Source organism: Pseudomonas sp. R5(2019), assembly GCF_009905435.1.
Classification (GTDB): Bacteria; Pseudomonadota; Gammaproteobacteria; order Pseudomonadales; family Pseudomonadaceae; genus Aquipseudomonas.
On sequence record NZ_JAAAMT010000016.1, the window covers coordinates 96903 to 107951 of the forward strand.

The 11049-nt window shown below is 59.1% G+C and carries 9 protein-coding genes and 1 pseudogene; 5 read left to right on the forward strand and 5 right to left on the reverse strand.

The features are described 5' to 3' along the window. The first annotated feature begins 21 nt into the window (after positions 1 to 21). The 3 genes from GUY40_RS13215 to GUY40_RS13225 all read left to right on the forward strand — a co-directional run bounded on the left by GUY40_RS13215 (position 22) and on the right by GUY40_RS13225 (position 2461). Positions 22 to 429, forward strand: a complete 408-nt coding sequence (locus tag GUY40_RS13215) for a RidA family protein (RefSeq protein WP_166569390.1) — start codon at positions 22 to 24, stop codon at positions 427 to 429. After that, entirely contained in the window at positions 413 to 1039 is a 627-nt protein-coding gene (locus GUY40_RS13220) for an RraA family protein (RefSeq protein ID WP_166569391.1), read from the forward strand. Before GUY40_RS13215 ends, GUY40_RS13220 begins: the two co-directional genes overlap by 17 nt. Positions 1040 to 1147: 108 nt before the next feature. Continuing rightward, entirely contained in the window at positions 1148 to 2461 is a 1314-nt protein-coding gene (locus GUY40_RS13225; protein ID WP_166569392.1) for an OprD family porin, read from the forward strand. A 19-nt stretch (positions 2462 to 2480) separates the two neighbouring features. On the opposite strand, the gene GUY40_RS13230 is transcribed toward GUY40_RS13225, so the two are convergent. Then, the gene (locus tag GUY40_RS13230; RefSeq protein WP_166569393.1) at positions 2481 to 3401 is read right to left on the reverse strand and encodes a DMT family transporter; all 921 of its coding nucleotides are present in this window, start codon (positions 3399 to 3401) and stop codon (positions 2481 to 2483) included. A gap of 172 nt (positions 3402 to 3573) precedes the next feature. Between GUY40_RS13230 and GUY40_RS13235 the strand changes: the two genes are divergently transcribed. Together GUY40_RS13235 and GUY40_RS13240 are read left to right on the forward strand one after the other, a co-directional pair. Continuing rightward, positions 3574 to 4485: an SdiA-regulated domain-containing protein gene (locus GUY40_RS13235; RefSeq protein ID WP_166569394.1), complete on the forward strand. Its 912-nt coding sequence runs from the start codon at positions 3574 to 3576 to the stop codon at positions 4483 to 4485. A 665-nt stretch (positions 4486 to 5150) separates the two neighbouring features. Then, entirely contained in the window at positions 5151 to 5435 is a 285-nt protein-coding gene (locus GUY40_RS13240) for a hypothetical protein (protein WP_166569395.1), read from the forward strand. 45 nt (positions 5436 to 5480) lie between these two features. Here the strand turns inward: GUY40_RS13240 and GUY40_RS13245 are convergent, their stop codons facing one another. From GUY40_RS13245 to GUY40_RS13260, 4 genes and pseudogenes are all read right to left on the reverse strand, one after another. After that, a complete protein-coding gene (locus GUY40_RS13245) occupies positions 5481 to 6464 on the reverse strand; it encodes a DUF6708 domain-containing protein (protein ID WP_166569396.1) in 984 nt (327 codons plus the stop codon). Between the two features lie 6 nt (positions 6465 to 6470). Further along, on the reverse strand, positions 6471 to 9398 hold the full coding sequence (locus tag GUY40_RS13250) for a toxin VasX (protein ID WP_166569397.1): 2928 nt from the start codon (positions 9396 to 9398) through the stop codon (positions 6471 to 6473). 3 nt (positions 9399 to 9401) lie between these two features. Continuing rightward, a complete protein-coding gene (locus tag GUY40_RS13255) occupies positions 9402 to 10289 on the reverse strand; it encodes a DUF4123 domain-containing protein (protein ID WP_166569398.1) in 888 nt (295 codons plus the stop codon). 2 nt (positions 10290 to 10291) lie between these two features. Continuing rightward, positions 10292 to 11049 (reverse strand): annotated as a pseudogene (locus tag GUY40_RS13260) (type VI secretion system tip protein VgrG); the annotation flags it as partial.

The window sequence follows — 11049 nt, forward strand, 5'->3', positions numbered from 1 at the left end:
TTCAATCGCAGAGACAACGCCATGCTCAGAATTCAGGCAGCTCCAGGCACCATTGGCCCCGTGGGGCCTTACTCACAGGCCGTGATCAGCGGCAACCTGGTCTTTACCGCCGGGCAAATCCCGGCCGTTGGCGCGCTCGACGAGCAGCCGGCCAGTTTTACCGAGCAGGTGCGGCAAACCTTGATGAACCTCGAAGCCATTCTGCTCGAGGCCGGCTCCAGCCTGAGCCAGATCGTCAAGCTCAATGCCTACCTGACCGATGTGGCTCAACTGGAGCCGTTCAATCGGGTTTATCGCGAGGTGCTCGGGCATGCGCCGCCGGCTCGCACCACCGTCTGCGTTGCGCTCTGGGGCGTTGCGCTGGAGATCGACTGCATCGCCGAACTGATCCCCCGTCAACAGGAGAGCAACGATGCATTCTGCTCTTGAGCCAGGCCTGATCGAGCGCTTGATGGAAGTCAGCTTCCCGACCCTTGGGCACTTTCTTGAAGACGGCTTTATCGACCCGGGCATTCGCGCGATGGTGCCGGACATCAAGCTGGTGGGCAGGGCGGTGACCCTGCGCATTGCCGAGGGCGAGGCGATCCCGGTCAACCGCGCGCTGGCGCTGCTGCAACCGGGCGATGTGCTGGTCATCGACACCGGCAATGACCCTCGGCACGCCTGTGTCGGCGCGGTCACCGCCTGCGCCGCTCAGAGTCGTGGGGCCCGCGGCGTTGTGGTCGATGGCGTGGTCACCGACATCAAGGAGCTGAGAGAAACCGGGCTGCCGGTGTTCGCCCGTGGCACCAGCGTGCTCACCACCAAGCTGGTCGATCGAGGCAGCAGTGCGATCAACCAGCCCATCCGTTGTGGTGGGGTCACGGTGTTCCCCGGCGATCTGGTGCTGGCCGACGACAACGGCGTACTGGTGCTCGACCCGTCGGTGGCGCGCGGGATCATCGATCGTGCGCTGGCCTCTGACCTTGCCGAACCCGAGCTGTTGGCACGCCTGCGTACAGGCGAACCGGTGGAGCAGGTGCTGCAGGTCAAGGCCTGACCGAAGTCTGTATCGCAGCCGGTCGCCAAGCGGCCGGCTGCACTTAAAACAATAACGATGCCGTTGCTATTTGGTCTGCCGCCCATTTGAAAGGCTAGAGGCGCTTGAATGAAGATTAACCACCCCGCTGTAACCTTCGGACTTTGTACTCTGATGACCAGTCCCTGGGCCTGCGCCGATTTCATCGGTGACAGTAAAGCCAGCCTGAACCTGCGTAACTTCTACTTCAACAACGACAACCGCGACGGCTCCGCCGCGCCCTCGAAAACCGAGGAGTGGGGGCAGGCGTTCATACTCAATGCTCAATCGGGTTTTACCGATGGCACCGTGGGTTTGGGTGTGGATGTGCTCGCGCAACTGGGCATTCGCCTGGACAGCGGCCAGGGCCGTCATGTAGGCAGTACGATGTTTCCCGATGACGGTGATGAGGCGGCGCAGTCATTCGGTCGTCTGGGCCTGACGGCAAAAATGCGGGTATCCAGGACTGAACTGCGCTACGGCACCCTGATCCCCAAGCTGCCGATTCTGATGCCCACTGACGGGCGCCTGCTGCCGCAGACCTTCGAAGGCGGGCAAGTGGTGTCCAATGAGATCGATGGGCTGACCTTGACCGCCGGGTTGATCGAGCACGCAATCGGTCGCGGCTCCAGTGATCGAACGGGGCTGGCGGTCAGCGGTGGCACCCGGGAAAGCAATCACTTCTACTTTGCCGGCGGCGATTACAAAGTCACCGAGCGGCTGCTCGCACAGTATTACTACGCCAATCTGGAGGACTACTACACCCAGCATTTCACCGGCCTGACCCATGACCTTTCCCTGGGAGGATACGGCTCGCTGAAAACCGATCTGCGTTACTTCAAGACCGATTCGGACGGCGCCAATGCCAGTGCTTCAGGGCGCGCCGAAGGTTACAAGGTGGGGGGCTACAGCCGCGGTGGCCGTGGCGAAATAGACAACGATACCTGGAGCGCCGCCTTTATCTACAGCCTCGGCGGGCACGCCTTCACGCTGGGCTATCAGCAGGTTTCAGACAACAGCAATTTCGTCCAGTTGAACCAGGGCAGCCTCGCCGATAAAGGCGCCGGGGGGGCCGGTACTTATCTTTATACCGACCGGCTGATCCAGAACTTCACCCGTGCCGGCGAGCGCACCCGGTTTGGGCAGTACGCCTACGACTTCGCCGCCCTCGGCGTCCCTGGCCTGAAGGCCTCGGTCATGTACTTGTACGGCGACCGGATCGAGACCTTCAGCGGTCCTCGGCAAAAGGAATGGGAGCGTGACCTGATGCTGGATTACGTGATTCAGGGCGGCACCTTCAAAGGCGTCGGTTTTGCCTGGCGCAACGGAGTATCCCGCAGCGAGGCCTCGCGTCATCAGGATCAGAACCGCCTGACTCTGAGTTACACCTTGCCGCTGTTCTGAGTGACCTTGTCCGTCGTCCTCAGGCCTTGTCTGCACTTTGGCTCGGTGCAGGGTTGGCCACCACTGCCGGCTTGAGCACCAGCCACACGGCCAGGGCGATCAGCACGCCGCCGTACACATGCCCCATCGACAGCGGCTCATCCAGCAGCCAGGCGCCCCAGAGCACACCGAAGATCGGGATCATGAAAGTCACGGTGGAGGAATTGATCGGTCCGATTTCGCTGAGCAAACGGAAATACAGGATGTAGGCGAAGGCGGTGCACAGCAGTCCCAGGCCGAGCAAGGATGCCCAGACCTGCCAGCCACCCCAGCTGGCAGGCGGGTGTGTCAGGGCGCTGTAACCGAACAGCGGCACCAGCAACAGCGTCGCACCGAGCATGCTTCCCAAAGCGGACAGTCGGCTGTCGAGGCCGCCTTGCTGGTCCAGCCAGCGCCGGGCCAGAAAGCCAGCCAGGCCATAGCAGGCGGTGGCGGCCAGGCAGGCGAGCGCGCCGCCCATCAACTGGGCATCGAACGCCACCGGCCCGGCGCCGCTGAGCACCGCGACGCCGAGCAGGCCGAGGAATATGCCGCACAGCTTGGCTTTGGTCATCGGTTCACGAAAAAACAGGGCACCGATCAATACGCCCATCAGCGGTGTGGTGGCATTGAAAATCGCCGAATAGCCAGCCGGCAATACCTGAGCGGCTACCGAATACATCGTGGCCGGTATGCCCGAGTTGATCATGCCCAGCACCAGGCATACGCCGAATTTGCCGCGAAAATTCCAGTCGATGCGCATCAGCGCGAGGATCACCAGCAAGCCGATGGCGGCGATGGACACGCGAAAAAACGCGGTCGGGATCGTGCCGAGTTCCGGGGCAATAATGCGCATGAACAAAAAGCTCGCCCCCCAGATGGCGGCGAGCAACAACAAACGAAACAGCGCGATGGGGCTCACGGTGGACTCCAGATCCTTTGGGCAGGGCGTGAGTTTACGCCATGGTCCGGCGGGTGCTCTCTCGGTTTCTTGCAGTGAAAGTCGTGTCGACGGAAGCGGCGTTGCCAGCGTCATCAAAAATCACTGTTCGCTCGTTAGGCTGATCAAGGATCTCAGGACACGGGCAGACAAAATGAAGCGGGCGCTTTCCCTCAAGGGGCTTTGGTTATGCGTAGGGATGGCGGTGCTGGTGCTGGCCGTCAATGGGCAGCAGCAGCGTCTATATGAACGCATCTGGTTTGACTGGGTCCAGCGTGACCGAGTGGAGCGCAGTAACGCCGACGGGGTGAAGCTGTCGCGCTACCGGGCGGACGTGCAGGCCTTGCCACTGACCGGCTTCGACAACCTCTCGGCGCTGTCTTTCGACAGCGATCGGCGCACGCTGGTCAGCCTGACCAACCAGAACCCGCAGTTCATTGAACTGTCACTGGATGGCAAGTTGCTGCGCAGCATCCCGATGATTGGTTTTGAGGACCCGGAAGCCATCGAATACATCCGCCCGGGCACCTACGTGGTGGTCGAAGAGCGACGCAAGCGCCTGACTGAGATTCACATTGGTGCCGACACCGAATCCATCGACATCGCCGACCCGCTCAATGCCCGGCAGTTGAGCCTGAGCGACCAGGACACCGAGAACAAGGGCTTCGAAGGCCTGGCCTATGACCCGGCCCACCAGCGCCTGTATGTGGCCAAGGAAAAAAATCCGCTGCAGATTCTCGAGATCAGCGGCTTCTTCGGTGAGCGCATCGAACCCCTGAACCCGAACGTCACCAGCAACCCTGCGCGGGACGCCCGGCTGTTTCTGACCGATCTCTCCAGCCTCTGGTTCGACCCGGCGTCCCAGCACCTGCTGGCGCTCTCGGACGAGTCCAAAGTGCTGATCGAACTGGACACATCCGGCCGCCCGGTCAGCACCCTGACCCTGCGCGCCGGCCACCAGGGCCTCAAGGCCGACGTGATGCAGGCCGAAGGCGTGGCGATGGATGATGTGGGTAATGTGTATGTGGTGAGCGAGCCGAATTTGTTTTACCGGTTCAAGCGGTGAGATGTCTGCCATAAAAATGGCGATGTACAAGGATGTAGGAGCTGAGCTTGCTCGCGATGACGTCAGCAGATACACCCTAGATCTTGCCTAGGTAGACGCAGCTGTTCGTGCACATGCAGGAACCGTGCTGGTGCCATCGCGGGCAAGCCCCAATGCCAGTCAGTTAAGGAATGGAGCGCCGAAAACCTGTGGGAGCGGATTTATCCGCGAATCCAGACACCGCGGTTTTTCTGGCATTGCGCGGTGCCTTCATTCGCGGCGGTCCGGCGATCCGGTAAATCCGCTCCCACATGGATCTCGCCTTAACTGACTGGCATTGGGGCAAGCCCAGCTCCTACATGGATCTGTGCTCGGCCATTGATGGCGGTGTGGTTCAGGCGGACGTCAACAGCCCATATCTTGCTTGCACTGACTTGAACCTCATCCTATAGTCCGCCCGTCGTCCCACAGGACGACCGGGTTTGGCGACCCGCAGCAATAGGCGCGACAGCGCACATAAGCACCATGAGACCTCTTTGGCGGTCACAGGGTTGTGCTATGGCAGCTGTGCGCGGGAGATCTTCGGATCTGCCGGGTACCTATTGCCTGGTTCGCCAACCTGCGTACAGCTGCCACCATTGTTTGGCGACAAGGGTGTCGGCTCACTATCAATAGGAGCTTGAACCTTGAATCAAAATTCCGATGTGCGTACCGAAACATCAGTCCTGCAGATCAATCCCGCTGTCTCGGACATGGCCTTGCACACCTTCATCACCCGGCGCATGAACGCCACTCGAAATCTGCTCGAAACCTTTTCCCGCATCAAACTCGAAGACACAGACGACTGCGACGTTTCCCATGTTGCCGACTGCCTCTGCCTGTTGCTGGAGGACAGCCGGCAGGCCATGGGTGTGTTGGGTGAGCGCTTGCTGCAGCAGGATGTGGATTATTTTGTGGGGCAAAGACCTTAGCGGTTGCGATGCATGGCCTGTGGGGACGGAGATTCTGTTCCAACTTTAGTCACCCTTGCCGTCCCATACGCCGTCGCAGGCGTCGATCAGTTGCTGTGGCCATTTGCGGCGCGGCAGGATGCGGTTGAGCCACATGTAGAAAATGTCGCCCAGCATCACAAGCGGCGCGATGGGCAGTGCGATGAACAAGAAGAATGGAACGGCCACGACGAGCCAGCCCGGGTGCTGAACTCGAAGTACCTTTAGCGGGTTGAATTGCTGAACGGCTTCACGTGCACTAGCTATGGCGTAGCGATCAAGTGCGGACGAAGGAGGAACAGCGCAAGCTCCCTCGCGCATGTACAGGCGAATGTACTCCCAGACTTGGGCAGCACCGTATATACCTCGATTTACTACAGCCTGCCGATGATCCAACGTGGCGTAGATACCAACCCGCAGGCATTTCTCTCCATTGGGTTTGTCCGGGTCAACGTAAGGAAATGCGAGGGTGAGTACACCTTCGTTGATGGGGCCACTTCCGACTGCGAAACTGGTGACGTCCTTGATGTAGGCTTCCAGCTGGTCCCAGTGCTGGCTGACTAGCTTGCCTTGGATCACACAAGTGACTTGGCGGGTTTTTCGATTGAAGATAATCGGTAGTTGCATACGCCACGGAATAAACATCCAGAAACAGGATAGAAGTGAAAAAGCGGCTATGCAGATGGGGTAGTACCAGCTCTCAAGATAATGGGAAACCGCGCCTGCGCTATAGCCGTTTTGGTTGCGATCATGGAGATAGATCCAATATCCGCCTAAAGAAAAGAAAGCGAATATAACCGGAGTCGTTGCCGCCGCCCACCAACTCATGCTGTGTCGTCCTCCATACATACTGCCATTTGCGGTGCGCATAAACAGAGAGTGTTCGGTGACTTTCATTACATTGTTGTCGGCAGCCGGCTCTACGTTCAATGGTGGGGCGTTCGTGCGGAGGGCTTCGACGCGGGTGTAGAAGATGCTGCGTTCTTTTTTGGGTACGTGATGTTGAGACATGTTCACTTACTTTCCATAGTAAAACGGGGCGTCTGTGGCGGAGATTTGAAAGTTGGTTTCCAAAGACTCTTCCAGAAGAGTGGGTTTGTATGCGGTCTGTAGCGTGAAGGTCGTTACAGCTTTCTCGCTCAAACCGGTCACTACATAAGTATGGACGCTTCCCCCGCTACTCAAAGGCTCTGCTGGACCCTCTTCGACCCATTTGGGTGGCGGCGCGTCGGAGGATTTGCTCTCGTATGTCGCAGCAGGCCGCTTTACCTCGCCCGCCAAGGGATATGCAATGCGCATGACGAAGCGAGGATCGTAGTTGACTGCCACCCCCCCTCTACCCGGTAGATGTATGGGGGCCTGCTCGGTACCGAAAACTTTCCACTCGTTTCCCACCAATCGCGGCGCATAGAGGGCACTAACATACGCTTTGTTTTCATCATCAAGGTTGACGTATTTGGTTATGGCCTTCCGGCCAAGTAACTCATGCTTTCCAAAGCTGCCGTCATTGAGCCAGTAGTTGAGTGCGGTAAATAGCCCCCGTTCAGCCTCAAGCAGCCACCAGAGACCAACCCCCAATAGAATTGCACCTGCAGCAATCCATCCCCAAACAGGTACCGTGGCTACAGTACCAGCGATGCCTAATCCTGATGCAAGCGCTGCCCCACCAGTAGTCATTGCGGCCCCGCCCAGACTCAAGCCAACTGCAGCCAGAGCGTAGGCGGTGGCCGCGTCATGATTTCCTAGTCGTCGCTGTCCAGTGGCTCTCAACCAGTTGGTCAAGGCATCAAATAGCGCCCCGCCATAACCAAACCAACGATCTAATGCGGACACTCTGCTGAGCCGTTCCAACATCATGCTAGAAATCGATACACGCAAATATACCTGGGGCATTAATGCTCTTGTGGTAACAAGTACTCCGTTCAGTGCGCTGCCCACTCCCATTAAGGCTGCAGCGAAGTTCGACACCGTTTCCCAATTTGGCGATGCAGTCAGTGCACCCACCGCCGCCTTCAAATTCAGAAAACTAAAAAACGCCACCCCACCCGCCACCCCCCGTTCAAACACCTGCAAAAACGGACTCGCAGACCGCATCAACGGCTTCAACCGCGACCATTCGAAGACTTCCATTACATCCCCCGCATTCGACGCAAGGGATCCCACCGCCACCGTCCCACGTGGAAACCCTGCAGCATCTTCCAGTGCCTGGACGGCTTCGATGGGGGTAAGCGATCTTGTCGTGAGGCGGTCCTGATAGCGGGTCTCAAGCATCTGCACCAGCCGATTCGCGTCCTCCACGGTCCCCATCCCCGCCAGTTGATGAATGCGGTTGGCTACCGCGTCGCGCGCAGCCCCGTGCCAGGCTCGGCCGTTTCCGGTGTTCGGGAAGCGGCTCAGGGTATAGACGCTGACCTGCTCCATCAGGAAATGCACGGCCACATAGCGAAGGAGTTGCCCCGCGCCCTTGCTCAGCGCGGCATCCAGGGTAACGTCCATCTTGTTATCCCAGATCGTGTCGCCAAGGCCCTTGTCGTGGTCGATGTTGGTCAGAATGGGGTTGGTCTGCCAGGGCATTTCCCACCACAACTGGAATAGCTCGCGTTCCTTGTCGGTTTTCCCGGAAGGCGTTGTTTCCGTGCCCCAGATCATGCCCTCGGTGCAGGCGATAAATGCGATGGCATGGCTGGTCGAGGACATCGGGTCGCTGGTGTCGTAGCGCATGAAGGCGGCGCCAAGGTCGCAGGGTGATGCGGCCAGGTAACTCTCCAGCCAGCGGCAGCGGTCGTTCTTGCGGTCCAGCACGCTGGCATGTCGTTTGGTCACCTCGTTGTCGAAGTCACGCAGAAATTTCACCCGTTCGGCTTCTTTGATATGCCGCGAGTAGATAGGCGCTGATGCCGCCAGGGCTTCGGCGCGGGCGGCGATGGGGTCGGCGGGTGCCAAGCTGGGTGGGGTGGTCAGAGGGTAGGATGAGGGACGATATTTTCCCGTCTGCTGAGTGGCGATGGAAGCCTGAAACTGGCGGTTCTGCTCTCGCACGTCCATGTCGCGTTTGAGCTTTTTTTCCAGCGCTTGCTCGCCCTGGCCGGCTACGCCCGCATTTTCGGCATATTCCGACTCATAGATTCGTCCGATCAAATCGGCGATGAGCTTCTTGCGGTAGCGCTGGGTGGCGCCGGTGTTGTTGTGGGTTTTGTCTGGGGCGGTGGTGTAGTGCTCCAGGGCTTTGCGCGACTCCTGGAACACGCCCCCAAGATCCTGAACCAAAGCAATGTGGTCTTGCATGACCACCGCTAGCTGCGCCGCCGGGGCGACAGCCCTCATGCTTTGTAGCAAGGCATTGGCCGAGAGGGTGGGCTTGATTTTCCAGGGGGAAAAGTCAAGGTCGGTGCCTTTGTATTCTTCCACCCATTCATGGATGTGTTCAGCTGCAAAGGTATGTTCGGCGGGCGCTTCGGGATTCCAGGTGTTCATGTCCAATGTTGTCGCCAGCCTGTCGCGCACGCCATCCTTGTTTGTCTGAATCTCGCGGATCTTTCTTTCGGTCAGCAGCGTGTCGGTCAGCAGCAGGTGCACCCGCGAGCACTTCCTGGCCCAGAGGTGGCGGACGGTATGGCCGGGTATGTAACCCTTGATGGCGCTGTCGAGTGAGCGGTACCTGGACTTCATTTCGATGAATTGACCATCGTTCTCCTTGACGCGCCAGACGAAGATATCGCCCTCGGTTTCATCAAATAGATAGATGAAACCAGCGCCGATACAACGCAGGCCGTATTGGGCATGGTCGAGCTTCCTGAAGCCTTGTTGCAGCTTCAGACCGGATTGCTCATACGCGTAAGCGCCACCGCCCTTTGGGCGCGGGTGGGCCGAATAACGCAGGGGAAATAATGGTATCCGCGGTTGGCAACCCTCATTGGCGCTGAAATATTGAGTGCTTCCTGTCATGGTTCAAATGTCCTCTGTCATCAGATGATTCAGCGCCTGGGTCACGCGGGCACCCGGGGACAGGTGAGCCGCTTCCAGGATGGCGATCACCGCCATTGCCCTTGTGCGGAAAGATGGGTGGCGAAAGACTTCCAGGCCGATGTCCAGGTGGGGACGCGCCTGAATACCCCATTGCCTGAGCTGGCGCAGCCACACCTTGGTCTGTATTCGAGCGTCGTCGTGAAAGCTGTGAGGAGCTTGCTGTGTCAGGGCGACTTGCTTGCGAAGGTGATGGTCCATCTGACCTGCATCGATCAGGGCCATTTCGCTGTCGGTGAACTGGAACTCGCCTTGTACCGGGTGCGGGCCATGGGGCTGAACATAGCGCCACCATTGGTGGGCCGGCCCCAGGTTCTCGCGCCATTGCAATTGTTCAAGGGGACCCAACAGCGTAGCGGCGCGGTATGGGCTCAATGCATGCAGCACGCTGGCCAGGGCGGCCGTGTCCTGCAGTCGAAATCGAGCCCGGTTGCCGTTGGGCATGAAGACGAAGAGGATGGCTCGCAGGTGCGCCAGTACTTGCTCGGGAGGTGATTGAGAGGCGATAGATACGGCACCATCCGTTTCGGACCAGTCATGCTGGAAGCGCGCTGCGAGAGCGGAGCCTGGGTAATACCGAACCAGCAGGGGACCGCGCCTTTCGTGGCCGTCGTACTCGGTTTCACTCCACACCCAACTCAAAGAGCAGGCGTAGTCTGTCTTGCGTACTTCGGAAGCGATCGAAGGCTTCTCGACGGCGTCGGGCTGTTGGCACAACCATTCTTCAAGCACTTCACTTTCAAGCAGCAGCCAGGTCGCGCGTGATTCATCTTCCACCTCCGGCAATTCGGGGTGTTCGAGGGCTTCAATCATGGTCAGGCTCCCTGGAAGTTGCCGCATGGGCAATCGGCTCGAGGGCAACTGCCATCGCTGCGTTTCGTGCACAGCACATCAAAAGGCAGGTCTTCTGCCAGAGCTGCCACGGGTGGCGCAATGGCGCTGGAGCTGCCGCCCTGAACAGTCACGGGCCCTTTCACCTGAAGCAAGAGACCATCGAAGGTGATGCCAGCGTCATCGATGCGCAGGCTGCCTCCTGGCCCCTTGATGAACAAAGTGTCTGAAGCCTGAATTTCGTAGACTTTCGTCCGCTGCCGAATGGCCTGTCCGGCTTGTGTTTCGGCATGGCCTGCGACGGTCTGCTCAAGGTTGCCGCCGATGGTTACCCAGTGATTGGCCTGGATGCTGTCGCGACGGTTGTTGTCGACCTCCTCGGTGCGGTCCTTGCCGGTGCGGATGCTGTGGTTGCGGCCGATAGTGAGGAATTCGTCCTGACCGATGTCGTGGCGGCGGTCCTGGCCGATATGGACTTGCTCATCGTTACCCACGGTCTCCTGGCGGTCGTGGCCGATGGTGAGGGTTTCATCGTGTTCGACCTGTTCGCTGCGGTCATGACCGACGAAGGTGGTTTCGTCATGATTGACGTGGAGGTTCTGGTCCTTCTGGGCATGGATATAAATTTCTTCCTGCCCGGCTTCATCCTCGAAGCGCAGTTCGTTGAAGCCCTTGCCCTTGTGGGTTGCGCTCTTGATGGTCATCCGTGTCTTGTGTTTCGGCAGCTCGTAGGGCGGTAGCT

Excerpts from the sequence above, each read along its gene's own strand:
- GUY40_RS13215 (WP_166569390.1), top strand. The coding sequence starts at position 22 with ATGCTCAGAATTCAGGCAGCTCCAGGCACCATTGGCCCCGTGGGGCCT.
- GUY40_RS13220 (WP_166569391.1), top strand. The coding sequence starts at position 413 with ATGCATTCTGCTCTTGAGCCAGGCCTGATCGAGCGCTTGATGGAAGTC.
- GUY40_RS13225 (WP_166569392.1), top strand. The coding sequence starts at position 1,148 with ATGAAGATTAACCACCCCGCTGTAACCTTCGGACTTTGTACTCTGATG.
- GUY40_RS13235 (WP_166569394.1), top strand. The coding sequence starts at position 3,574 with ATGAAGCGGGCGCTTTCCCTCAAGGGGCTTTGGTTATGCGTAGGGATG.
- GUY40_RS13245 (WP_166569396.1), bottom strand. The coding sequence starts at position 6,464 with ATGTCTCAACATCACGTACCCAAAAAAGAACGCAGCATCTTCTACACC.
- GUY40_RS13250 (WP_166569397.1), bottom strand. The coding sequence starts at position 9,398 with ATGACAGGAAGCACTCAATATTTCAGCGCCAATGAGGGTTGCCAACCG.
- GUY40_RS13255 (WP_166569398.1), bottom strand. The coding sequence starts at position 10,289 with ATGATTGAAGCCCTCGAACACCCCGAATTGCCGGAGGTGGAAGATGAA.